General features: G+C 27.8%; 27 protein-coding genes and 1 pseudogene. 16 read left to right on the top strand and 12 right to left on the bottom strand.

The features are described 5' to 3' along the window. Positions 1-9 precede the first annotated feature (9 nt). The 11 genes from Q0842_RS01810 to Q0842_RS01760 all read right to left on the bottom strand — a co-directional run bounded on the left by Q0842_RS01810 (position 10) and on the right by Q0842_RS01760 (position 8,694). A complete protein-coding gene (locus Q0842_RS01810) occupies positions 10-915 on the bottom strand; it encodes a mechanosensitive ion channel family protein (protein ID WP_298493645.1) in 906 nt (301 codons plus the stop codon). A gap of 12 nt (positions 916-927) precedes the next feature. Beyond that, positions 928-1,224, bottom strand: a complete 297-nt coding sequence (locus tag Q0842_RS01805; RefSeq protein ID WP_298493642.1) for a chaperone modulator CbpM — start codon at positions 1,222-1,224, stop codon at positions 928-930. Between the two features lies 1 nt (position 1,225). Further along, entirely contained in the window at positions 1,226-2,134 is a 909-nt protein-coding gene (locus Q0842_RS01800; protein WP_298493639.1) for a J domain-containing protein, read from the bottom strand. Between the two features lie 173 nt (positions 2,135-2,307). Next, the gene (locus tag Q0842_RS01795) at positions 2,308-2,760 is read right to left on the bottom strand and encodes a hypothetical protein (RefSeq protein ID WP_298493636.1); all 453 of its coding nucleotides are present in this window, start codon (positions 2,758-2,760) and stop codon (positions 2,308-2,310) included. A gap of 104 nt (positions 2,761-2,864) precedes the next feature. Then, on the bottom strand, positions 2,865-3,539 hold the full coding sequence (locus Q0842_RS01790) for an ABC transporter ATP-binding protein (protein ID WP_298493633.1): 675 nt from the start codon (positions 3,537-3,539) through the stop codon (positions 2,865-2,867). Between the two features lies 1 nt (position 3,540). Then, positions 3,541-4,803, bottom strand: a complete 1,263-nt coding sequence (locus Q0842_RS01785) for an FtsX-like permease family protein (protein ID WP_298493630.1) — start codon at positions 4,801-4,803, stop codon at positions 3,541-3,543. Then, positions 4,803-5,882: an efflux RND transporter periplasmic adaptor subunit gene (locus Q0842_RS01780; RefSeq protein WP_298493628.1), complete on the bottom strand. Its 1,080-nt coding sequence runs from the start codon at positions 5,880-5,882 to the stop codon at positions 4,803-4,805. The genes Q0842_RS01785 and Q0842_RS01780 overlap by 1 nt, the downstream gene beginning before the upstream one ends. A gap of 5 nt (positions 5,883-5,887) precedes the next feature. Beyond that, on the bottom strand, positions 5,888-6,970 hold the full coding sequence (locus Q0842_RS01775) for a site-2 protease family protein (protein ID WP_298493625.1): 1,083 nt from the start codon (positions 6,968-6,970) through the stop codon (positions 5,888-5,890). A 316-nt stretch (positions 6,971-7,286) separates the two neighbouring features. Further along, positions 7,287-7,985 (bottom strand): purine-nucleoside phosphorylase, encoded by a 699-nt coding sequence (gene deoD, locus Q0842_RS01770; protein WP_298493622.1) that lies wholly within the window; start codon positions 7,983-7,985, stop codon positions 7,287-7,289. Further along, positions 7,982-8,281: a thioredoxin gene (gene trxA / locus Q0842_RS01765; RefSeq protein WP_298493619.1), complete on the bottom strand. Its 300-nt coding sequence runs from the start codon at positions 8,279-8,281 to the stop codon at positions 7,982-7,984. Before trxA ends, deoD begins: the two co-directional genes overlap by 4 nt. Further along, the gene (locus Q0842_RS01760) at positions 8,281-8,694 is read right to left on the bottom strand and encodes a hypothetical protein (RefSeq protein WP_298493617.1); all 414 of its coding nucleotides are present in this window, start codon (positions 8,692-8,694) and stop codon (positions 8,281-8,283) included. The genes trxA and Q0842_RS01760 overlap by 1 nt, the downstream gene beginning before the upstream one ends. Before the next feature lie 118 nt (positions 8,695-8,812). On the opposite strand from Q0842_RS01760, the gene Q0842_RS01750 reads away from it, so the two are divergent. The 16 genes from Q0842_RS01750 to Q0842_RS01675 all read left to right on the top strand — a co-directional run bounded on the left by Q0842_RS01750 (position 8,813) and on the right by Q0842_RS01675 (position 23,240). After that, positions 8,813-10,690 carry a PAS domain S-box protein gene (locus tag Q0842_RS01750; RefSeq protein ID WP_366941093.1) on the top strand — a complete coding sequence of 626 codons (1,878 nt, stop codon included), beginning with the start codon at positions 8,813-8,815 and terminating at the stop codon, positions 10,688-10,690. Between the two features lie 79 nt (positions 10,691-10,769). Then, the gene (locus Q0842_RS01745) at positions 10,770-11,831 is read left to right on the top strand and encodes a response regulator (protein WP_298493614.1); all 1,062 of its coding nucleotides are present in this window, start codon (positions 10,770-10,772) and stop codon (positions 11,829-11,831) included. 93 nt (positions 11,832-11,924) lie between these two features. Next, a complete protein-coding gene (locus Q0842_RS01740) occupies positions 11,925-12,773 on the top strand; it encodes a universal stress protein (RefSeq protein WP_298493611.1) in 849 nt (282 codons plus the stop codon). A 6-nt stretch (positions 12,774-12,779) separates the two neighbouring features. Then, a complete protein-coding gene (locus Q0842_RS01735; protein ID WP_298493608.1) occupies positions 12,780-13,166 on the top strand; it encodes a hypothetical protein in 387 nt (128 codons plus the stop codon). An 819-nt stretch (positions 13,167-13,985) separates the two neighbouring features. Continuing rightward, positions 13,986-14,837: a universal stress protein gene (locus Q0842_RS01730; protein WP_298493605.1), complete on the top strand. Its 852-nt coding sequence runs from the start codon at positions 13,986-13,988 to the stop codon at positions 14,835-14,837. 19 nt (positions 14,838-14,856) lie between these two features. After that, positions 14,857-15,708 (top strand): universal stress protein, encoded by an 852-nt coding sequence (locus tag Q0842_RS01725; RefSeq protein ID WP_298493602.1) that lies wholly within the window; start codon positions 14,857-14,859, stop codon positions 15,706-15,708. 82 nt (positions 15,709-15,790) lie between these two features. After that, positions 15,791-16,621, top strand: coding sequence for a universal stress protein (locus Q0842_RS01720; protein ID WP_298493599.1), 831 nt, complete (start codon positions 15,791-15,793; stop codon positions 16,619-16,621). 66 nt (positions 16,622-16,687) lie between these two features. Then, a complete protein-coding gene (locus tag Q0842_RS01715; protein WP_298493596.1) occupies positions 16,688-17,542 on the top strand; it encodes a universal stress protein in 855 nt (284 codons plus the stop codon). 33 nt (positions 17,543-17,575) lie between these two features. Further along, the gene (locus Q0842_RS01710) at positions 17,576-18,010 is read left to right on the top strand and encodes a hypothetical protein (protein ID WP_298493593.1); all 435 of its coding nucleotides are present in this window, start codon (positions 17,576-17,578) and stop codon (positions 18,008-18,010) included. A gap of 74 nt (positions 18,011-18,084) precedes the next feature. After that, positions 18,085-18,924 carry a restriction endonuclease gene (locus tag Q0842_RS01705; protein ID WP_298493590.1) on the top strand — a complete coding sequence of 280 codons (840 nt, stop codon included), beginning with the start codon at positions 18,085-18,087 and terminating at the stop codon, positions 18,922-18,924. 11 nt (positions 18,925-18,935) lie between these two features. Next, complete coding sequence (locus Q0842_RS01700) at positions 18,936-20,309, top strand: MBL fold metallo-hydrolase (protein ID WP_298493586.1); 1,374 nt, start codon at positions 18,936-18,938, stop codon at positions 20,307-20,309. Between the two features lie 19 nt (positions 20,310-20,328). Beyond that, positions 20,329-20,745, top strand: coding sequence for a hypothetical protein (locus Q0842_RS01695; RefSeq protein ID WP_298493583.1), 417 nt, complete (start codon positions 20,329-20,331; stop codon positions 20,743-20,745). 119 nt (positions 20,746-20,864) lie between these two features. Then, a complete protein-coding gene (locus Q0842_RS01690) occupies positions 20,865-21,383 on the top strand; it encodes an Hsp20/alpha crystallin family protein (protein WP_298493580.1) in 519 nt (172 codons plus the stop codon). A 70-nt stretch (positions 21,384-21,453) separates the two neighbouring features. Further along, positions 21,454-21,900 (top strand): hypothetical protein, encoded by a 447-nt coding sequence (locus Q0842_RS01685; protein ID WP_298493577.1) that lies wholly within the window; start codon positions 21,454-21,456, stop codon positions 21,898-21,900. 13 nt (positions 21,901-21,913) lie between these two features. Next, complete coding sequence (locus Q0842_RS01680; protein ID WP_298493573.1) at positions 21,914-22,582, top strand: hypothetical protein; 669 nt, start codon at positions 21,914-21,916, stop codon at positions 22,580-22,582. After that, positions 22,563-23,240, top strand: a complete 678-nt coding sequence (locus Q0842_RS01675) for a hypothetical protein (protein ID WP_298493571.1) — start codon at positions 22,563-22,565, stop codon at positions 23,238-23,240. Before Q0842_RS01680 ends, Q0842_RS01675 begins: the two co-directional genes overlap by 20 nt. A gap of 34 nt (positions 23,241-23,274) precedes the next feature. Here the strand turns inward: Q0842_RS01675 and Q0842_RS01670 are convergent. Next, positions 23,275-23,391: pseudogene (locus Q0842_RS01670) on the bottom strand (fructose-6-phosphate aldolase); the annotation flags it as partial.

Here is a 23,391-nt window from a genome sequence, read left to right as displayed (position 1 = left end):
AAAAAGGTTTTATTTACCCTTATTTACATTCACATTAAATTCAGGTATTTTAATAAGTTCTAAAGTTGTTGATGCTAATAAAACTTGACCATTTGTATTTTCAATTGCTTTTCTAATATAATCATTTAAAACATGTTTTGTATGACGTCTTTTTTTGTAATCTACAATATACCTAAGATTAAATTGAATCCAATTATCTGTTAATGTAATTGCTAAGGTTGGGTCTACAACAGCATCTTCAATATAATATTTATTGACAACTTCTGACCATTTAGATTTTGAATTTTTGGTGTATTCTGAAAGCGTTTCTGAAGCAATTTTAATTATTATAGATTTTGCTAGCTCCATATCTGAACCGTACTTAATAGGTAAATTAAATTCGTCCCAAATAAAAGGAAAGTCTTGCGAATAATTATAAATAGGGCCTTTAAACACAAAGGCGTTACTTAGTTTTACAATGCGTCCGCTATAATTATCACTACTTACCCATTGCCCAATTTCCATCATGGTAGTGTAAATACTATCAACATCAATTACATCACCTTTAATACCATTTATTTCGATTCGGTCTCCAGGTTTATATACTTTAACAATAAATATATATAACGATCCCGCAATACTTAAAATTAACTCTTGAAGTGTAAATGCAACACCTGCACTAAATAGACCAATAGCCAAAGAAAAATCTTTTATATTGCCTGTAAAATATGAAAAGGAAAGAATGATTAAAACAACATATCCAATAATTTCAACACCTTTTTGAGATTTATATCGAGCATTAGTATTTGCTACTTTTTTTCTTAAATACCGTCTTATTAATTGAATTAGTATTAGAACAAATGACACAAGTAAAACATACTTAAAAACACTAAATAACGTTGGGTTTTCTGCAAACCAGGTTTTTATTTGTTCCATTATAATATGTATTTATAAACCTTCGTAAAATCGTAATCTGTTATGTAAAATACTTATTTCTTGTTTTAATGTTTCAACTTGTTTTAAGAGATTATAAATGGCATCTACACCTTCTAAATTAATATCCAAATCATAGTGTAAACGCATTATTTTTTCAACCTCTTTTATTTGCTTAGAATGAATATAAGAATCTTCCTTTTCTACTATAAGTTCTATAAGTTGATACTCTTGTAAAGTGTTAATAAAAGAGATTGGAACATTATAACTTTTGCAAATTAATTGTATGGGTATTAAATCTTTTGGTTTCATATTAACGCAATTTTTGTAACTGTTTTAGTTGTTCCTTTTCTTCAGAAGAAAGTTTAGTTGGTAGTTTTATTTGATAAGTGATGTATAAATCTCCAAATTGCCCTTCTTTTTTATATTTTGGAAAACCTTTTCCTTTCAACTTTACTTTTGTACCATTTTGGGTTTCTGGTTTAATGTTTAATTTTACTTTACCATTAAATGTATCAACCATAATTTCTCCGCCTAATAAAGCTTTATATAAATCTAAATCTACGGTTGTATAGAGGTTATCTTTATCTCTTTTAAATTTTGAATGGTTTATAATTAAAAATTGAATAAGTAAATCGCCATTTGGCCCACCATTAACACCTTTACCTCCGTGACCATTTATTTTAATAATTTGTCCGTTTTCTACACCAGCCGGAATAGTAATTCGAATATTTTTGTTATTAACTGTTAAAGTGCGTTTATGTGTAGTAAAAACATCTTTTAAGTTTAGTTGTAATTCGGCATTAAAATCTTGCCCTCTAAACTTTACTTGTCTACCACGAGATTGTGAGGATGCATCACCAAACATGTTTTCGAAAAAGTCTGAAAAGTCTTGTTCTGAATAACCACCAGAAGCACCTTGATTGCTTCTTTGGTAACCGTCTCGGTAACTTCCTTGATATTGTTGTTGCTGCTTTGCCTTTTCATACGCTTCTGCATTTTGCCAATGCTCGCCATATTGATCGTATTTTTTTCGATTTTCAGGATTGCTCAATACTTCATTAGCTTCATTAACTTCTTTAAAGTTTTTTTCGGCAATCTTGTCGTTTGGGTTTAAATCAGGATGATATTTTCGTGCTAATTTTCGATAAGCTTTTTTAATGTCTTTTTCGGAAGCATTTTTAGATATTCCTAATATTTTATAATAATCAATAAATGCCATTTATTTTGATTTATAGGTTTCAATATGATGTTTTAATATTTACTTTTTTATGCGCCTTAATTAATCTTCTGTAGTATTTTTATTAATCCATAAATGCTCTAAAAATTTATGCCAAAAAGGAATATTCTCTTATAACTTTTAAATATAAGTTTTGTAATTGAGAGCTAATTGTATTAATTAAACATCCAAAACTTTCTTGATTTTTTGTTTTCAAGTATACTTTTAATCATATTAAAAATGAACTTTTTAATTTCTCTTTCTGCATTTATAAAACGCACTATGTTTTCTTCAAGCTGCTCATTCTCAATTCTAAGACTGGAGGTTTCATGAATATAAACGTTGTTAATAACATCCACAATACATTCAAGATTATTCTTAGTATAACTAAGCAAATATTCACTTTGGTTCTTTAGTTCATAAAGCTCAATTTGCAACTCTCTTAATTCGTCAAGATTCTCGGTAAGTAATAGTTCAGAAAAATGGCTTTCAATTAAAGTTTCCAGAAAATTTAATTCATACAAATAAAACTCTAAATCGCTTTTCCATTTTTCAGACAATAGATAAAGTTCATTCCAATTTGCATCTTTTATATAATTCCCTTTTGGTCTGTTTCTATAATTAATCATCTTACTAGTTTTAAGATTAATACTTAAAATTAATTTTAAAAATGCAGATTTGAAATGATGAATATCAGTCCTATAATATTTTTGAAAGAAGTGTTTATATTTTATTAGACAATAATTTCACCATCTCCCATTTGAATAATTCTATCTGTTTTATTAGCAAAATCTTCGTCGTGGGTTACAATTAAAAGTGATAATCCTTTCTCATCACTTAACTGTTTGAAAATATTAAATACATTTTCAGCATTATGGCTATCTAAATTACCTGTAGGCTCATCGCCCATTATTATAGAGGGGTTATTAATTAAAGCTCTAGCAATAGCAACACGCTGTTTTTCTCCACCAGACACCCTAGACGCTCTCTTTTTTGCCAAATGCTCTATATTAAGCATTTTTAGCTTTTGGTATGCGTCAAATTCAATTTCTTCATGTGTTTTTTCGGCAAGTTTTTTAGCAGGAAGCATCACATTTTCTAAAACTGAAAATTCAGACAATAAATAATGAAATTGAAATACAAAACCAATATGTTTATTTCTGATAAATGAAAGATGATCTCTGGTTTGGCCTGTTATTAAATTATCATTTAATAACAGTTGGCCTTCATAATCGGTATCCATAGTAGATAGGATATAAAGCAAAGTAGATTTACCACAACCAGATTTCCCCATAATAGATACAAACTCCCCTTTTTTTATTTGAAAATTAATATCTTTTAAAACATGAAATAATACTGGTTTTCTAAAGTATTTATTGATATGTTTTGCTTCTAATACTACACTCATTTTATTGCCCTCTTATAATTTGTACAGGATCTATTTTCTTTGCTTTTTTTGATGGTAAATATCCTGCTAAAAAAGTTGAAAGCATAGCAAAGGAAAAACCAATAACAAAAAACAATGGATTTAAATTTATAGGATACGTTTCTACTGTTGGTAATGCTTCAGTTTGAAAAGGAATTGTATCAATAATACTTACTAAACCAAAACCAACAAGTAAACCTAAAACACCTCCAACAAAACCAATTATCATGGCTTGACTCATAAAAATTAACTGAACATCTTTACCAGAAAACCCCGTAGCCTTTAAAATGGCTATATCGTTCATCTTCTCATAAATAAGCATGTTTAAAATATTATAAATTCCAAATCCTGCTACAATAAGAAGCGTTATAGAAACCGCATAAGTAATAAGGTTTCTTATGGTTGTACCTGTTTCAAATTGTGCATTGGCTGTTTTAATATCTATAGCTGTTAAATTGAATTGTTTCTCTATTTTTTTTGACATAGGCATTGCTTGTTCTATATCATATAATTTTACATTAATATCTGTAATATAGTTTTTAGCTTTACCTAAAATACGTTGTACTGTTTTAATATTAGTAAAGCTTTGTATGGCATCAATGTCTGAAATACCACTTTGATAGAATCCAACAATTTTTAGGGGAAAAACACCACCGTTTATAGGGCTTATTTGTACACGATCACCAACTTTTAAAGACATTTTTTTTGCAATACCAATACCTAATAAAATACCATTATCTGAGTTTTGTAAAGCCTCAGCAGAACCCTCAACAATATAATCGCCCATATTAAATAAACGTGCTTCATCTACAGGGTTAATACCCGTTAAATTTCCTCCCAACTCAATTGAACCTGCCATATAAAAGATTTGTGTTTTTACCTGTGGCAAAGCACCATATACATCTTGGTTATCTTCTAAATATGAAATAATTGGTAAGGCATTATGAATTTTTTTTTGAGTTAATTTTGGTTTTATAGAATGTACAACATTAAAACTGTTTTTTAAATCATCGTATAAAGTGATAGGCTGATTTTCTGAAGGTTCAATTTCATTATAAATATGAATATGAGGTGTTTGATTTAGAATTAAATCATCTAACATGGCGTTTAAACCCGTCATAAAACAAACTAAAGTTATGTACGCTCCAATACCGAAAGTAACCCCTAAAGCAGCAGTAGATGTTTGCTTTATCTTAGTAAGCAAATGAGTTTTAGCAATGTTTAATATGACTTTCCAGTTTGTCATTATTCTGGTTTATAAATGTGGGTATCTTTAGTAATTCCAGAAACTACCTCAATGTACTCCATATTTTGCAATCCTGTTTTTATAGTAGTTAGTCCTTCATCTGTTTGTACTTTATCATTATCAATTAAATAGCTTTTAGGAATAGTTAATACTGTATCCCTTTTTGCTATAACAATATTGGCTTCGCCAGATAGTCCTGGGTATAATATATTTGGTGGATTTTCAAAAACAGCTTCAACTTTAAAGGTTTGATTTCGCTCGTCTTTTTTAGGATATATTTTTGATACTTTACCTGTAAAAACTTGACCGTTATATGCATCTAAATGAATAATAACATTTTGATTTTTTGATATTCGGATAATGTCAACTTCATCAACCAACATTTCAATAACAAAATTGGTAGCACTTCCTATACTTGCTAATGCTTCCATTGTGTTTACAATTTCTCCTGGCTCTTTATATAAAGCATATACCTTTCCATTTATCTTGCTTTTAACCATAAAATCTTTAGTGGTTATTAAAGCTGTTTTATAATTATTTTGAGCTTGTTTTACAGCTGTTTGCAATTCGTTTTTTGTGGTAAAGTATTTGTTTTGTACAGTTTTTAAATTATTGATAGCTAGTTCGTAATTAAGCTTTTTAGTATCAAAATCTAATTTTGAACCGATTTTTTGCTGCCATAGATTTTTTTGACGGAAATAGTTAATAGAGTCATTTTTAAATTTAAGCTTTGCAGAAGCTATTTCATCTTTAATGCTGCTTAACACAGCAGCACTTCCATTATAATTTTCCTTGGCCAATTCTAAGGTGAATTTTGCGTTTTGGGAATTAAGTTTTGGCGTATTATTAATTATTTGAATTAATGGCTGATCTTTTAAAACTACCTCATCTTCTTCCACAAAATTCTTATCTAATATACCAGAAACAATAGCATAAGCTTGATATAAACTATCTGGTTGAATAGTAACTGATGAATATACCGATTCTGTTAAACTTCTTTCCGTTGGAAGTATTTTATCTTTTGATTTTGAACAAGAAAATAACACAAGAATAATCATGAAAATGTTAAGTCGTATCATATGTATTATGCTAATTTTGTTTGTAACAATATATATTCGTTTAAGTTAAAATTATCAATGGCTCCTACAAGTTTGTTGTTTTTAGTAACTGGCAAGAAAGAATTTATTTCACTAAGTGATAATTTATAAATCTCTTGAAGTGAGTCTGTATTTTTTACTATTTTAAAATTTGTATTCATAATATCTTTAACCAATGTATTTTTATTGGAATTATCTATAATATCTTGGTGATAAATTAGCCCTACAACCTCATTGTTTTTTAACACAACAAAATTATTTTCTGTACTCGATATTAATTTGTTTACAACTAAATCTAAAGAATCATCTGGCTGAAAAGTGGTAATATTAATCATCATTGCTTCTTCGACAGTATGTCCTTTAATTAAAGCTAAATGTTGCACCATTTTATTTTCACCATAGGCGCCTATAAAAATAAATAAGGCTATTAATATTAACCACGGATCGTATAAAAGACCCAGTAAAAGAAATAATACAGCAATAAATTGCCCAACACTTGTGGCTATTTGGGTAGCTTTTACACGATTCATTTTATTTGCTAGCAAGGCCCTTAAAATGCGTCCGCCATCCATAGGAAAAGCTGGTATCAAATTAAAAACTACTAGGCCTACATTAACAATAAATAAATAGAATAGAAAATTTTGAAATGTAAAGCTCATTAATACTTCAAAGGTTTCTGTAAAATTTAAGTGTACAAATTCATTAACAGGTACAATAAAATAGAGAAATATGGCAATAATAACATTTACTAAAGGGCCCGCTATGGTAACTAAAAATTCTTGTCTTGGTGATTCTGGTATACTTTCTAAACTTGCCACTCCACCAATAGGCAGTAATGTTATTTTTTTTGTTTGTATACCAAAGTTTTTGGCAGTTAAGGCGTGCCCTAATTCATGTAATATCACACATGCAAAAACTGCTAGCACTAATGCGACATTAAATAATATGCTTTCGCTTGTACCACCCCTTTTTAATTCGCCAAAAATTATCCATGCAATTAAAAAAAAGAACGTCCAATGTACTTTAATTTTAATTCCAGAAATACTCCCTAATTTTAAATTTGCTTTCATCCTGTTTATTTAATGAATTATTTATAATTTTCATTGGTAACAGTTAAAACTAAGTCTTTTGTAAACGCTAAATTAATATTACCACATCACTTAAAACACTATTAAATTGGCTATTAACAGCTGTTACAATTTCATTTATAAAAAATATAAAATCTAATTTGCTGTAGTTTGCTTTAAACAATAACAGGAATTATTTTTGGGTAATATTATTATTTTTTAAGACTATGTATTTACAATTAACATTCTAAAAATAGGATGCTTAGAGCAATTTTAAAATGATATTTATCATTCAAAAAAAAGAAACATTAAAAGTAAATTATAATGTATTTAAAGCCATTTCTACCATGGTATTAAAACTACTCTCTCTATCGCTAGCAGTTATACTTTTTTTAGTAACTAAAGAGTCTGAAATGGTTAAAATAGATAAGGCCTTTACATTAAATTTAGCAGCTATTGTATATAAACCAGCTGTTTCCATTTCGACACATAGCACCCCGAAATCTGCCCATTTTTTATAAGACTCAAAATCGTCATCATAAAATTCATCAGCAGATAATACATTACCTGCTTTAATAGGAATATTTTTTTCTTTGGCGTACAATGCTGTTTTCATAAACAAATCAAAGTTTGCTGTAGGCGAATAATCTGCATTTAAAAAGCGTGAATTATTAATGCCCGAAGTTGATGAGGCAGCCATAGCAATAACAATATCGTGTATTTTTACATCTTTATGATAAGATCCTGCAGAACCAACACGAATTAGGTTTTTCACATCATATTCACTTATTAATTCATTACAATAAATAAGTGCAGATGGTATACCCATACCAGTACCTTGAACAGAAACTCGCTTACCTTTATAAAATCCTGTAAAACCTAACATACCTCGTATATTGTTATAGCAGGTAGCGTTTTCTAAAAATGTTTCTGCAATCCATTTTGCACGTAATGGGTCTCCTGGTAATAAAACTGTTTCTGCAATATCACCTTTTTTAGCCTCTATATGAGTACTCATAAGTTAGATTTTATAATATTAATAATTTCATTTTTTTGAAGTACTCCAGATTGTCTCCAAACTTGTTTACCATTTTTAAAAAGAATCATAGTAGGTACTCCCCTAACTTGAAATTTTGCGGCTAAAGGTTGATTTTTATCAACATCTATTTTAATGATTTTAACGGTGTCTTCTAGTTCTTGCTTTACGTCTTTTAAAATAGGAGCTAGCATTTTACATGGCCCACACCAATTGGCAAAAAAATCTACCAAAACAGGTGTATCTGAATTAATAATATTAGAAAAACTATTATTCATTATTTATTTTTTTTTAAATCTATATCTAGTTGGGCAAGCATAATTAGTTCTGATTTATTAACACCTGAAAATGAAGCTGCAATAGCACCTGCTGTTTTTAAAATTAATTTTTTAATAGGTTCTGTGAATAATTGTGGCTGATCATTTTTATAAGATACAAAATCATTATAACATGATTTTACATTTAAGTTTTCTTGACTATTCAACCAATCAAAAACAATTTCAATTTGGTATGCTGCATCTGTATGATAAGGATCTTCAATTAAATCAACAGCCAACCATTGTTTTTTTACTAATTCTTTTAACTTATTAGATTCAACATCACGCACTTGCTTATCTGCCGCTGCCATAGCATAGAATAACTTACCAAGGTTTTGGTAAAACTTAAGAGTTAATTTTTTTTTGGTTTTCATTTTCCCAGAATATATTTATAAAATTACATACTTTTTGCCAAATCATATATGATAAAAATCAGTAATGCTTAAGACATTTTTTTTGTATTTTTAAAAAACCACTAAAACATAAAATTTTATGTTTCATCAAGATAAAGATATTTTTAATATTCTTTCAGAAACCATTTCTGAGGGTGTGTTAATTGTTGATGAAAATCAAAACATAGTAAAAGTAAATACTGCCGCCGAAAATATTTTTGGGTATTCAGGAAAAGAAATTTCAGGAAAAGCATTAAATACACTTATACCTCCCGCCCATCATAAAAGACACGCTATACGCTTTGAGGCATTTATAAAAATGGGCAAACGCCGTAAAATGGGTGATTCCTCAAATATTTTTGGTTTAAAAAAAAACGGAGAAGTTATTCCTGTTGAAGTTGATTTAAACCCTTTCTATATCTTTAATGAAACCTATGTAATGGCTGTAATTAAAGATCTCTCAGAAAAGAAAGAAACTGAAAGAAACTTAATGTTGCGAACTCAAGCATTACAATCTTCAAAAAATGGTGTTGTTATTACTGATGCATTAAAAAAAGATAATCCAATAATTTATTTTAATTCTGCTTTTCAAAATCTTACTGGTTATTCTGATGCAGAAATACTTAATCATAATTGTCGCTTTTTACAAGGTAAAGACAGAAATCAAAAACCACTTAAAAAACTAAGGGAAGCTATAAAAAAAGGAGAAAGTTGCCAAGCAACACTTAGAAATTACAAAAAAGATGGCTCTATGTTTTGGAACGATTTATATGTTTTCCCTATTATAGATTCTAACGGAAATACTACAAATTTTATTGGCATACAAAATGATGTTACTTTAAAAATAAAATCTGAAGAAGAACGCCATCACCTAGCAACAATATTTAATGAGTCTTTAAATGAAATATATGTTTTTGATACTAAAACACTAAAATTTATAAATGCTAACTATGGTGCTCAAAAAAATATTGGTTATAATATTGAAGAGTTAAAACACATGACACCCCTTGATATAAAGCCATTTGCTATTAAAGATGAATTTATAAAAACTATAGATGTTTTAATTAAAAAGAACGTTGAAAAATTAGAATTTGAATCAATACACCAGAGAAAAGATGGCACTAAATATCCTGTTGAAGTACATTTACAAACATCATATCTAGGCGAAAAAAAAGTTTTTGTTGCCATTATTTTAGATATAACAGAACGAAAAAACTACACTACAAGATTAGAAAACAAAGTAGAAGAAAGAACCCAACAACTTAAAATTGCACTAAACAAAGAAAAAGAACTTAATGAGCTAAAAACTAAATTCCTATCATTAGTTTCACATGAGTTTAAAACACCTTTAAGTGGTATTTTAACATCTAGTCAACTACTAAGTAAATACCATTTAAGTGAACATCAAGAAAAAAGAGATAAACACATAAAAACCATTACAGATAAAGTATATTATTTAAATAATATATTAAACGATTTTCTTTCTATTGAAAAATTAGAAACAGGAAAAGTTAATTATAAATTTAACCATTTTAAACTTAGCAAAATAGTAAATGAGGTTGTGTATAATGCCAATATGCTTTTAAAAGAAGGTCAACAAATAAATTATCCTGAAGATATTGAAGATTTATCGCTCTATCAAGACGAGAAAATAATTCAGCTAATATTTTCAAATTTATTGCATAATGCCATTAAATATTCGCCTGAAGGATCGGTAATAGACTTAAAAATTACACAAGATAACAATGTTACTACATTATCAGTTATTGATGAAGGCGTAGGTATACCTTTAAAAGACCAAAAAAGCATTTTTGAACGTTATTTTAGAGCAGAAAATGTTATTAACACCCAAGGCACAGGAATTGGTTTAAACATAGCTAAAAACCACCTAGAAAACTTAGGCGGCAATATTTGTTTTAATAGCAAAGAAAACCTTGGAACAACTTTTACAATAACATTTCCTAATGTAGCGGAATAAGAACTAGTAGTAACTAGAAATATAATTATTTAAAATAATAAGAATACAGTAAAAACAACTAATTAAATATCAACCAACCATGAAAACTGTTTTACTCATTGAAGACGATGTGGTTTTAAGGGAAAATACAGCTGAACTTCTAGAACTTCAAGGCTATAAAGTGTTAAAAGCTCCAAATGGAATATATGGAGTTAATGTTGCAAAAAAACAACACTTTGATTTAGATATTATAATATGTGATATTATGATGCCAGAACTTGATGGCTATGGTGTACTTAAAACCCTTTCAAAAAGTAAATTAACTAAATATATACCTTTTATATTTTTATCTGCAAAAACAGAACCTAGCGATGTTAGAAAAGGTATGAATTTAGGTGCCGATGATTATATAACAAAACCATTTACTGAAAATGATTTAGTAAGTGCTATAGAAAGCCGTTTAGCTAAAGTTTCAATCTTGCAAGAATTAAAGCGCGAAAAAGAACTCAATATTGATGAACCAAATGAAAATGAAATAAAAACACTTAATGATTTAAAAAACTTTTTTGAAGATTATGGTGAAGAGTTCGCATATGATAATGAAGAAGTAATTTACCGAGAAGGCGACCATTCAAATTACATATACTTAATTGGTCAAGGCGCTGTAAAAAACTATAGAATAGATGAGCAGGGAAAAGAATTAACTACCGCTTTATTCAAAGAAGATGATATATTTGGTTACACCTCATTTACAGAAACCACTCCTCATCAAGAAACAGCTAAAGCAATTGCAAACACTAATTTAATAGGGATTTCTATCATTGAATTCAATAATATTCTTAGTAAAAATCATAAAGTAGCATTAGAACTTATTAATCTTTTAACCGACGATTTATCTAATGTAAAAAAACAACTTTTACAAATGGCATATGGAACTGTTAACCAAAAAACAGCCGCTACCATTTTAAAATTTGCTGAAAAAATGAATCGTAAACCAGAAGATCCTATAAAAATTTCAAGAAACGATTTAGCAAGTGTTGCTGGTATTGCTACAGAAACTTTAATTAGAGCTTTAACCGAGTTTAAAAAACAAGGTATTATTAAAGCAGAAGGCAGAAATATTAAAGTTATAAACATTGAAAAATTAAAAAATGTTATTTAAATAAATCTATTATTTAACTCATTTTAAAAATGACGAATATCATTTCTTCTTTAGCATTTACAACATACATTAGTACAAGTAAAATGCTATTAGATGAAAAATATATTACTTCCCACAGATTTTTCAGAAAACTCTTGGAATGCTATTGTATACGCAATTAATTTTTTTGAAAATGAATCATGTAACTTTTTTTTATTACACGTAAATAGGTTTAGCACCGTTGTTTTTGACGACTCTACTTATGTTGCCACAAATCAAGTTGTAGATAATGTTTATACCAAGCCTACAAAATTAAAATTACGTGGAATTTTAAAACGTATAGCTACACAGTTTACAAATAATAAAAACCATAAATTTTATACACTTACAGATTATAATTATTTCTTAGATTCTATTAGAAAACATGTTGAAGAAAAAAAAATAGATTGTATTGTATTAGGTACAAAAGGTGCCTCTGGCTTAAAAAAAATTATAGTTGGAAGCAATACTGCCGATGTTATTACAAAAGTACAATGTACAACCTTAGCAATACCAGAAGGTGCTCAATTTGTTAAAATGGATGAAATAGCATTTCCTTCTGATTTTTCTGTAAACTATAATATACAAATTCTTGACCCTCTTTATGATATTTTAGAAAAATGGAATTCCTCGTTAAGAATACTTCACATAAATAAAAAGAAAACAGATTTAAATAGTAACCAAATTATAAGTAAAGAAATATTAGAAGATTACTTTAATAACATACCATATAGTTTCCATTATTTATCAAATAACAAAGTAGAAAGTGCTGTACAATGTTTTGTTGAAAGCCGAGATATAAATATGATTTGTATGGTGGCAAAAAATCTAAATTATTTTCAACAAATATTGTTCCGCTCAAAAGTAGAGAACATAAGTTATCATATAGAAACACCTTTTTTAGTATTACACGATAAATCTTAAAACATCATGGATAATTCATTTTTTTTAGCAAAGTTTTGGGGATGGTATTTAATTATCTTCTTTTGTATATTAAGCTTCAACCCTAAAAGAATTAAACAAATTTTCAATGATTTAAATGATGAAAAATTTTTAATCATGTCATCATTTATGGCAATAATTGTTGGTTTACTTAATATTTTATTTCATAATATTTGGGAAGCCAATTGGAAATTTATAATTACACTTATAGGGTGGATTTCGTTATTTATTGGTTTATCATTATTTATATTCCCTAAGCGTATGGTAGCATTTTTACAGTTTGTTAATATTAAATTAGTGCAAATTATATATACCCTATTATTACTTATGGGTTTATTTTTATTAAATATAGTGTATGGCATTATACCCGTATAATTTTTGTAAACTGATGGATATCATTTACTAATTGGAAATAGATGTTTAGATTAGTACCATAATTAAAAAGTTCTTTTACATAGTTGCAAAAATATAGGTATTGTTGTTGTAAAATAATAATACCAAAACAAAGTGTTTGAAGCTATTTTTTTGACAAGAAAACCTCAATAGTATCTCGTAAAGCAAGATATAAATTGTAGAAAACCAAAAAGTAAGAAAATGACAATAGATACTTTGGAAAAACAGGAAGTATAAGCTTCCTGTTTTTTAAAATATATATAGGTATTGTTGTTGTAAATAATAATACCAAAACAGAGTGTTTCAAGCTGTTTTTTGACAAGAAAACCTCAATAATGCCTTTTTAATAACAGGGTATAAATTGCAGAAAACCAAAAGTGAGAAAATGACAATAAATACTTTGGAAAAACAGGAAGTGTAAGCTTCCTGTTTTTTTTAAAAAATTACAACGTTTTGTATTGCAATATGTTAAACGTTGTTTTATAAATGTTTGGAATTATTAGTAAGCTAAAGATTTAATATAGCTTCCATAAGGGATATTAATAATTAGTAAATGCTAACCAATAAAATCAAATATTTTATAAAAAGGAAACAGGAAGTATAAACTTCCTGTTTCTTATTCAAAAAGCGGCTATTAATTAATTCTATAATGTGAAGAAAAAAAGAGGTGTTTATTAAATATCTCTTTTTTTCGTTAGTATTATTCTCTTAATTTGTTGTTTCTACCAGGTTACTTAATCTGATATATATCATTGTTTTTAAACGGCTTAGTATCTATTTTTAGTAATAATACTAAAAGCCATGAGAAAAATATTGATTCCTACCGATTTTTCTAAAAATGCAATGAATGCATTAAAATACGCTACAGAATTATTTAAATATGACGTTAGCGAGTATTATATCATGCACGCTTATCAAGATGACATTTATTCTGACGAAGAATTACTGACTAAAGAAACTTTAGAGAATAGAACAAACACCATTAGTAAAAAATCTGAGGAGAAACTACAAGATATCAAAAAAGAGATTACTAATATATCACCAAACCCAAGACATACTTTTTATACTATTTCTTCTAATAATTTACTTATTGATGAAACTGATAAAATTGTAGATAAACACAATATAGATATTATCATTATGGGTACTAAAGGTAAAACTAATGATAAAAATATAACTTTTGGCAGCTACACTCTTCAGGTATTAAGGTATGTGCAATGCCCTGTATTTGCCATTCCAGAAAACTATAAATACAAACAACCTAAGCATATTCTTTTTCCAACAAATTATTTAATACCATATAAGAGACGAGAATTAAAATTACTCTGTGAAATGGCTCACCCATATAGGGCTAAAATTGACATGTTATACATCTCTAAAAGCAATAAACTATCTATGAGGCAAAAAGATAACAAAGAATTTATTAAAGAAGAACTATGTAAAAACAGTATCAATTTTAAAGTAGAAAACAGCAAAAACATCATTAATGCAATTTATAAACTTATTAAAGAAAATAATACCGATGTGCTTGTAATGGTAAATACTAGACATTCATTTTTAGAAAATATTTTATACCAATCTACTATTGATGAATTAAGTTTAAATCTTGATATACCTTTTTTAGCACTACAAAATATACAACGCAAATTATAACAATTAAAAAATAAATGTCATGAAAAATATACTTCTTCCTACCGATTTTTCTAGAAACTCTTGGAATGCTATTACTTATGCTTTACAGCTTTTTAAGAACGAATCCTGTAAATTCTATTTACTTAACACCTATACACCAGCAATTTATCAAGTAGAATATGTGTTAGTTGAACCTGCACAATTTGGTATGTATGATGCAATTAAAGATAATGCATTAAAAAACTTGAGTGATTTTGAGACACGAATAGAAAATGAGTATAAGAACCCTAAGCATAAAATAGAAACAATGGCTGTTTTTAACACTTTAGTTCAAGAAATTAAAGATATCGTTAAAAAAAAGAAAATAGATTTTGTAGTAATGGGTACAAAAGGTGCTTCGGGATTAAAAGAAGTGTTATTTGGATCTAATACTGTACATGTATTTAAAAATGTAAAATGCCCAATAATTGCAATACCTGATGGTTTCGAATTTGAAAAACCTCATGAAGTACTATTTCCTACAGATTATGAAATTGATTATAAAGACTATCATATTAAACCAATTAATGATATTACCGCTCTTTTTAATACAAGAGTAAATGTGTTAAATGCAACTTATGGTTATGACTTATCTGAAAAACAATTAAAAAATAAAAACAAACTAGAAACTTATTTAAAAGATACAGCCAAGTTATTTCATAGTGTTAGTGGACAAACAGTAGCAGAAGCAATCAATAATTTTCAATTAAAAAATCGAATAAACTTATTGGTAATGATTAATAATAAACATTCATTTTTTGAAAATTTGTTTTTCAAGAATGCCATAAACCAAATAGGCTTTCATTTAAACATACCCTTTTTAGTAATTCCTTCAACGAAAAATAAAGAATAGAAATATTACAAATATGTGATAAATAATCACATGTAATTAAAGGCAAAATACATCTGAAATTAACAAAATAAAAATTAAACAGATGAAACGAAACATATTAATACCCACAGATTTTTCAGACAACTCATGGAGTGCCATAGGTTATGCTTTAAAACTTTATGCTAATGAGGAGTGCTCGTTTTACTTTCTAAATTCAATTTCAATTAAAGTATCCACCTTATCAAATCTTTCAAATAAGTTATTAGAAACTATGAAAGATGATGCTTTAAAAGAATTACTACAAGTAAAAAAAATAGTAGAAATAAATAACGCTAATGCAAATCATGACTATCAAATAATTTTAAGTACTGAGAATTTAAATAAAGCTATTAATAAAGCCATTGAAGAATGGAAAATAGATTTAATTGTTATGGGTACTAAAGGAGCTACTGGTACAAAAGAATTATTTTTTGGTAGTAATACCGTTCATGTAATTAATAATATTAGAAATTGCCCCATTTTAATTGTACCCGAAGATTATAATTTTATTACACCTACACAAATAGCATTTCCAACAGATTACAATAGGTTTTATAGTATTAAAGAAATTAAACCTTTAAAGCACATAGCAGATTTATATAATTCGAAAATTAGAATTGTACACATAAACGTAAAAAAAGAATTAAATGATGTACAAGATTATAATTTATTTGAATTACAAAGCTATTTAAAAAATTACGAATGTAGTTTTCATTGGATGCCTAAATATGCAAAAAAAGTAGTAGAAATCAATGATTTTATAGAAGAATTGAATATTGAAATACTAGCCATGGTAAATTACAAACACAGTTTTATTGAAAAAATAATAAAAGAACCTGTGATAAAAAAAATTGGTTTTAAACCTGTAATACCATTTTTAGTTATTCCAGAATGAACTGATAGATATCATTGCTATAAATAGCTCTTAAAAGTAAATTTAAGTAATAAAAAAACAAACCTTATGAGAAGCAAAATATTATTACCTACAGATTTTTCTAAAAATGCATGGCATGCTATAAACTATGCCATAGAGCTATACAAAAAAGAACAGTGTACGTTTTATATTTTAAATGTATTTACTGCTTCAGGTAACATTATTGATAGTTTAATTAACATGGAACCTGGGAGTGAATTATATGAAACTGCAAAATTAAATTCTGAAAACGGGCTAGCTAAAGTTTTAGATATGTTGGCTTTTAAAGATCATAAAAACCCGAAACATAAATTTGAAATTATTTCAACTTTCAATAATGCTGTCGAAGCCATAAAAAACATTGTTGAAGAAAAGGACATAGATATGATTGTTATGGGTACAAAAGGTGAAACAAACTACAATAAAATAGTTTATGGAAGTACCGCCATAAACGTAATGGAAAAGGTGCGTAATTGTCCTGTTTTAGTTGTACCAGAATTAGCAAAACATAATTTACCTAAAGAAATTGTATTTCCCACAAGCTATAGAACACATGTAAAAAGGCGCGAACTTAATTATTTAATAGAATTGGCTAAAAACTGTAATGCATCTATTAGAATTCTTCATGTTACCGAAGAAGACCAATTAGATAAAGAACAACTTAATAACAAAAAACTATTAGAAGAGTATTTTGAAAATATTGATTATTCCTTCCATACCCTTGGCCCTATTGAAGTGCCTGCTGCAATTAACTGTTTTGTAGAAAGTAGAGAAAGTGATATGGTAGCGTTTATTAATAAAAAGCACACTTTTTTTGGTAGCATATTAAGTAAACCTCTTGTTAAAGAAATTAGTTACGATTCTAAAGTTCCCATATTGGTCATGCACGATTTGAGAAACTAAACAGAAATTATAATCCTTTATAAACAAATTACAATGGGAAAAATAAAATTTAATAGTATAAGAAAAACCGGAATTTGGCTAGATAAGGACAAAGCAATAATTGTAAACCTTTACAATGGCGATATTAGTTTAAATACTATCCTTTCTGGTGTAGAGCATTTTCATATACAAGGTGGTTCTGGCTCTCGAAAAAAAGGTGGACCACAAGATGTTGTTCACGATAGCAAATATTTGGAGCGCGAAAAGCATCAAATAAAAAAGTATTTCCATCATATCATTTCTGAGATAAAAGATGCTACAGCAATTGTCATCTTTGGACCTGGAGAAACTTGTAACAAGTTTAATAAAATAATACACTCAAATTACAAAGATTTAAGTAAAAAGGTTAAAGATGTGGTAAAAGCAGATAGTATGACTAAAAGACAAGTTAAAGCTTGGGTTAAAAATTTTTATAAATCAACGTCCTAGTCGATTAAAATTAGGTTGGTTGGTAACTGCCAAAATCATTTTTTTGGTTTTGGCAGTTTTAATAAAAAAGTGATATGGAAACAAACTCTATCGAGATTATTAAATCATCAGGAGAAAAAGTAAAATTTTCTTTAGATAAATTAAAGGCCTCCTTAAAACGCATTGGTACAGACCAAAAAACGGTAAATCAAATTATTAATAAAGTTAGAGATGAATTGTACCAAGGCATTTCAACAAAAGAGATTTACAACAGGGCATTTGCATTACTTAAAAAGAAAAAAAGTTACTTAGCTTCTAAGTATAAACTTAAAAAAGCCATTTATGAGTTAGGTCCTACGGGCTTCCCTTTTGAACGTTTTATAAGTGCCATTTTACAATATTCTGGTTATGAAACCGAAGTGAATAAAATTTTACAAGGAAAATGTGTTACCCACGAAATTGATATCATAGCCAAAAAGAATAGCGAAACAACTATAATTGAATGTAAGTTTCATAACGATGAGGGAATTAATTGTAATGTAAAAATTCCACTTTATATAAACTCTCGGTATAATGATGTTAAAGCTTATTGGAACGCTAATAACAAAAACAACAAGCTTACAAAAGGTTGGGTTGTAACAAACACACGTTTTACAATAGATGCAATACAATTTGGCAAATGTGCAAACTTATATTTACTAAGCTGGGATTATCCTAAAAATGATGGCTTAAAAGACCGCATAGATCGTTTAGGCTTATATCCAATTACTGTTTCTACATTATTAACCAATAGAGAAAAACAATTTTTATTAAGTAGAGATGTAGTATTGTGTAGAGAATTAATTGGCGATGCCTTTTATTTAGACCATTTAGGCGTTTCAGAAACCCGAAAAGAAAAAATATTGAATGAAATAAAAATGTTATGTAACGCATAAAAATAACACATATGGATAATTTTGTGAAAGTTAATTTTTTAGGAGCAGCAAGTACGGTTACAGGTTCAAAATTTCTTATCGAAACTTCAGAAAAAAATATATTAATAGACTGCGGCATGTTTCAAGGTCTAAAAGAATTAAGAGAACTTAATTGGAGTGATTTACCTGTAGATGTTAATACTATTGATGTTGTTTTATTAACACATGGCCATTTAGACCATGTTGGGTATTTACCAAGATTAATAAAACAAGGTTTTAAAGGCAAAATTATTGGCACCGCTCCTACTCTAGCCATTGCAGAAATTATTTTAATAGATAGTGCTAAAATTCATGAAGAAGATGCTAAAAAAGCAAATAAGGAAAAATTCACAAAACATAATCCTGCGTTACCTTTTTATACCGTGAGGGAAGCAGAAAAAGCCATCGCACTATTTCAAGTTGAAATCCAAGATAAATGGATTTCGTTATCTAAAAACATATCATACCGTTTTCAGTACAATGGTCATATAATTGGGGCCACTTTTATAGAATTGGATATTAACGGAAAACGTTTTGTCTTTTCTGGAGATATTGGTAGACCAAATGATTATTTGCTAGACGACCCTAAAAAACCTGAATGGGCAGATTTTTTATTTGTTGAAAGTACTTATGGTAATAAATTACATCCAGAAGAAAGTATTGAAGATTTATTGGCTCAACTTATTAACAACACCATTCACAAAAAAGGTAATTTAATTATCCCAAGTTTTGCAGTAGAACGATTGCAAACACTAATGTATTTACTCTGGAAACTCTATAAAAAAAATAGAATTCCCAATATCCCAATTTTTATAGATAGTCCTATGGGTAACAATGTTTTAGATGTTTTTCAGCGTTTTCCTAAATGGCACAAATTATCTATGACAGATTATAATGCTATGTGTAACCATGTAAATATTATTCAATCTTATAAAGAAACATGGGAAACTATTGATGATAAAAGATCTAAAATAGTTATTGCCGGAAGTGGTATGGTAACAGGCGGACGGGTACTTACCTATTTACAACAACTTATAGACGAAACTTCTACAACAGTACTATTAGTAGGTTATCAAGCCGAAGGCACACGGGGTAGGCAATTACAAGAAGGAGTGCATGAAATACGTTTTTTTGGTAAATACTATCCCGTAAAAGCTACAATTAAACACATAGAAAGTTTATCGGCACATGCAGATCAAAATGATTTATTACAATGGATGAGTCATATTAAAAATGTGCCCGAAAAAGTATTTCTAATTCATGGCGAACCTAATGCACAAGATGCATTTAGAGTAAAAATAAAAGAGACATTTAATTGGAATGTTGCAATACCAAAACTTACAGATGTAGAAAAACTAATCATTTAAATTTTAAAATTAGCAAGTAATGGAACCACAATTATTATACAAAAGCTTTAACGAGAATAAAACTATTGAAGAATTAGAATACAATATAAAAATGCATAAAACTGGTCTTGAAAATATAAAATTCGAACTTCAATTTTTAAAAAATCTATTAAATAAACCCATTTTTAATCCACATGCGATGAATTTATTTGAAACGCTTTCAAAATTTAAAAATGAAATAAAGTCTTTAAATAAAAATTGTGAGGAGTTAATAGAAAGATTAATCTCTCATGCTAATAAAATTAGAATTAAAATGGAATGTGAAGATGTTGCTTGCGACCTCTTTTTTATAAAAAAACATGATGCTATTGAGCTTAACGTTTTCAATTTTAATACTAAAATTTACGACTTTAAATTTAAACTTTTTCAATTTACAGAAAGTGTGCTAAACGACTAAAAATATTATTTATTAATTAACTATTCAAGACATAGCATACTGATATATATCATTGCGAAAATCTGTTTTTGTAAATAATTTAGAACATAAAAATAAGTTTAACCTTAATACTTAATATTATGACAACATTAAAAAAACGCAGAAAGCGTAATGGTTTATCTGCATTAGAAAACAGATTATTAACCCCATGGAGTAATAGTATGTTAAGACCTTGGGGAAATAGGTTATTTAATTCTAACTTAAATAATCTTACAAGATTTGATGATGTTTTTGAAGATGATTTTTTTGAAGGTGATAGCTTAATGCCTGCTATGAATGTGAAAGAACATAAAAAGGATTTCGAAATTGAATTTGCAGCACCAGGATTCGATAAAAAAGATTTCGAAGTTTCAATTGAAGAAGATGTACTTCATGTTTGTGGTGAAAAGAAAAAAGAAGACGAACAAAAAGAAGATGATTTTTCTCGTAAAGAGTTTAGCTACAAGTCTTTTCAAAGATCTATGATGCTACCTAACTCGGTTGATTTAAATCAAGAAATTAAAGCATCCTATAAAAATGGCATTTTAAAGGTAAAGCTGTTAAAGCAAGAAGAAACTGTTAAAAAAGAAAACCCTAAAAAAGTTATTGAAGTGCTGTAATAACTTTTTGTAAGCAGAAAGTAATAAACTTAAAAAGTTACTTTCTGCTTTCTTAAAAAAATTAATAATCATGAAAACAAAACAATTTAAAGTAAAAAAATATGAAGCTTGGCTAAGTACAGAGATCATGCATAGCAGCTCTATTAAATGGTTGTCTGAATTAAAATTTGCAAAAGATGAACAATTATTTTTTGATGATTTAATTAAATCATACACACTTCAACTAATAGATTCAAAACATTTTGCAGAAAGTAAAAAAATTGTAAGCCAATTAGTTGCTCAACAAAAGGAAACCGATGAATTAATAAGTAAAGTATTAGACCATGAAAAAGGACTTAACATCATGGTAGATGGCATAAATCAAATTAAAGAGGAGAATGCTTATAAAGACGAACATGGAAAACTAATTATTGTAATGAGCGAGTTTTCAAAAAAATACAAAGTTTTAAAATCTCAACTATTCACACTAATAAAAAGTATTATTAAAGAAGGCAAACAAAAGCGTTTGCTTCAATAAAAACCTAACTAAAATGAAACATTTTATTATATTATTAATTTGCGTCTTTACATTTGGTTGCTCAACTACCGAACTCGTTGATAATTGGAAAAACCCAGATATAGACTCTTACAATGCTAATAAAGTGTTTATAGTTGGTATGACTTCTAATCGTGAAGCCAGACAACAATTTGAAACCCAATTACAAAAAGAATATACTTCTAGAGGCATTGAAGCTGTTATGAGCCTAAATCTTTTTGAGCCTACATTTACATCCGAAAAGAAAACTGAAGAGGAATTAATATCGCTAGAAAACAAACTTTTAATGGATGGTTTTGATACTATTTTATTAACAAAAGTAATAGGTGTTGAAGATAAAATAGCATATAAAGAAAATTACGAAAGGTATGATAACACACATAAAAAATTTAGGGAAGATTATTTAAAATATCAAGATGCATTTTACAACCCAGATTATTATAAAGAATATACTGTATATCATACAGAAACCTCAATGTATTGTATTTGTCCAACAAAAGATAAAGAACTTATCTGGAAAGGTTATATAGATATTATGGATCCTCAATCTGTAAGTGAAACGGTAAATGATTATGTTAACCTTATTACTGTTGTTTTAGAAGAGCAAAAGCTTATCAATTCAATTATTATGGAAGAACCAAAAAATGAAGAAGCCATTAAATAATATCAATTCAAGATTAAGAATTTTATTTGTTCTATTATTCATATGCCTAATAACTAGCTGTTCTTCAATAAAATTAATTAGAAGTAATAAAAATCCGAAATTCAATTTATTTAAACCTAAAAAAATATTGGTTGTTGGTGTAACACCAGATTATGAAGCCAGAAAAACTTTTGAATTTAAAGTTATAACACAGTTAAATGCAAGAAAAATAAATGCTTTGCAAAGTGCCGTAGTTTTTGAATCTTCTTTTAAAAACAAAGAGCAAACTGAAAAAGAAATAGAGTTAGAAATTGATAAATTATTACAAAACAATTATGATACTGTATTAGTTTCTTTAGTTAAAGGTATAGATGAAAATGAATTATTTGAAGGTGAATCATCAAAAACCGATTATCATTTACGTCGATTTGCATTATATTATTTAACTCATCAAAATGCCTATTTTAATGAAGAAAATCGTACTAAATATAAGGTTTACAATATTGAAACAACTATATATAATTTAAAAAAAGACTCTGATAAATCTTTAGTATGGCAAGGAACATTTGATTTAGTAGACCCCAATAGCAATACTAAAGCTATTGAAACTTATGTCAAAAAATTAATTAAGACCTTAGAAAAAGAGAAAATTATTCCAAAAAAGTTCAGTAAAAACTGAACTTTTTTTTGAGTAATAATTTGAATGTTTACTTCTAATTTCCTTTGTTATAGTCTTCTAAAAATTTAGCCAATCCAATATCTGTTAAAGGGTGTTTTAATAATCCTTTAATAGCCGATAAAGGACCTGTCATAACATCACTTCCTAATTT

The organism is uncultured Algibacter sp., from assembly GCF_947495675.1.
Classification (GTDB): domain Bacteria; phylum Bacteroidota; class Bacteroidia; order Flavobacteriales; family Flavobacteriaceae; genus Algibacter_B.
Note: the sequence above shows the minus strand (reverse complement) of the source record. Positions and strands in the feature narration are given on the sequence as shown.

Excerpts from the sequence above, each read along its gene's own strand:
- Q0842_RS01810 (WP_298493645.1), bottom strand. The coding sequence starts at position 915 with ATGGAACAAATAAAAACCTGGTTTGCAGAAAACCCAACGTTATTTAGT.
- Q0842_RS01805 (WP_298493642.1), bottom strand. The coding sequence starts at position 1,224 with ATGAAACCAAAAGATTTAATACCCATACAATTAATTTGCAAAAGTTAT.
- Q0842_RS01800 (WP_298493639.1), bottom strand. The coding sequence starts at position 2,134 with ATGGCATTTATTGATTATTATAAAATATTAGGAATATCTAAAAATGCT.
- Q0842_RS01795 (WP_298493636.1), bottom strand. The coding sequence starts at position 2,760 with ATGATTAATTATAGAAACAGACCAAAAGGGAATTATATAAAAGATGCA.
- Q0842_RS01790 (WP_298493633.1), bottom strand. The coding sequence starts at position 3,539 with ATGAGTGTAGTATTAGAAGCAAAACATATCAATAAATACTTTAGAAAA.
- Q0842_RS01785 (WP_298493630.1), bottom strand. The coding sequence starts at position 4,803 with ATGACAAACTGGAAAGTCATATTAAACATTGCTAAAACTCATTTGCTT.
- Q0842_RS01780 (WP_298493628.1), bottom strand. The coding sequence starts at position 5,882 with ATGATACGACTTAACATTTTCATGATTATTCTTGTGTTATTTTCTTGT.
- Q0842_RS01775 (WP_298493625.1), bottom strand. The coding sequence starts at position 6,970 with ATGAAAGCAAATTTAAAATTAGGGAGTATTTCTGGAATTAAAATTAAA.
- deoD (WP_298493622.1), bottom strand. The coding sequence starts at position 7,985 with ATGAGTACTCATATAGAGGCTAAAAAAGGTGATATTGCAGAAACAGTT.
- trxA (WP_298493619.1), bottom strand. The coding sequence starts at position 8,281 with ATGAATAATAGTTTTTCTAATATTATTAATTCAGATACACCTGTTTTG.
- Q0842_RS01760 (WP_298493617.1), bottom strand. The coding sequence starts at position 8,694 with ATGAAAACCAAAAAAAAATTAACTCTTAAGTTTTACCAAAACCTTGGT.
- Q0842_RS01750 (WP_366941093.1), top strand. The coding sequence starts at position 8,813 with ATGTTTCATCAAGATAAAGATATTTTTAATATTCTTTCAGAAACCATT.
- Q0842_RS01745 (WP_298493614.1), top strand. The coding sequence starts at position 10,770 with ATGAAAACTGTTTTACTCATTGAAGACGATGTGGTTTTAAGGGAAAAT.
- Q0842_RS01740 (WP_298493611.1), top strand. The coding sequence starts at position 11,925 with ATGAAAAATATATTACTTCCCACAGATTTTTCAGAAAACTCTTGGAAT.
- Q0842_RS01735 (WP_298493608.1), top strand. The coding sequence starts at position 12,780 with ATGGATAATTCATTTTTTTTAGCAAAGTTTTGGGGATGGTATTTAATT.
- Q0842_RS01730 (WP_298493605.1), top strand. The coding sequence starts at position 13,986 with ATGAGAAAAATATTGATTCCTACCGATTTTTCTAAAAATGCAATGAAT.
- Q0842_RS01725 (WP_298493602.1), top strand. The coding sequence starts at position 14,857 with ATGAAAAATATACTTCTTCCTACCGATTTTTCTAGAAACTCTTGGAAT.
- Q0842_RS01720 (WP_298493599.1), top strand. The coding sequence starts at position 15,791 with ATGAAACGAAACATATTAATACCCACAGATTTTTCAGACAACTCATGG.
- Q0842_RS01715 (WP_298493596.1), top strand. The coding sequence starts at position 16,688 with ATGAGAAGCAAAATATTATTACCTACAGATTTTTCTAAAAATGCATGG.
- Q0842_RS01710 (WP_298493593.1), top strand. The coding sequence starts at position 17,576 with ATGGGAAAAATAAAATTTAATAGTATAAGAAAAACCGGAATTTGGCTA.
- Q0842_RS01705 (WP_298493590.1), top strand. The coding sequence starts at position 18,085 with ATGGAAACAAACTCTATCGAGATTATTAAATCATCAGGAGAAAAAGTA.
- Q0842_RS01700 (WP_298493586.1), top strand. The coding sequence starts at position 18,936 with ATGGATAATTTTGTGAAAGTTAATTTTTTAGGAGCAGCAAGTACGGTT.
- Q0842_RS01695 (WP_298493583.1), top strand. The coding sequence starts at position 20,329 with ATGGAACCACAATTATTATACAAAAGCTTTAACGAGAATAAAACTATT.
- Q0842_RS01690 (WP_298493580.1), top strand. The coding sequence starts at position 20,865 with ATGACAACATTAAAAAAACGCAGAAAGCGTAATGGTTTATCTGCATTA.
- Q0842_RS01685 (WP_298493577.1), top strand. The coding sequence starts at position 21,454 with ATGAAAACAAAACAATTTAAAGTAAAAAAATATGAAGCTTGGCTAAGT.
- Q0842_RS01680 (WP_298493573.1), top strand. The coding sequence starts at position 21,914 with ATGAAACATTTTATTATATTATTAATTTGCGTCTTTACATTTGGTTGC.
- Q0842_RS01675 (WP_298493571.1), top strand. The coding sequence starts at position 22,563 with ATGAAGAAGCCATTAAATAATATCAATTCAAGATTAAGAATTTTATTT.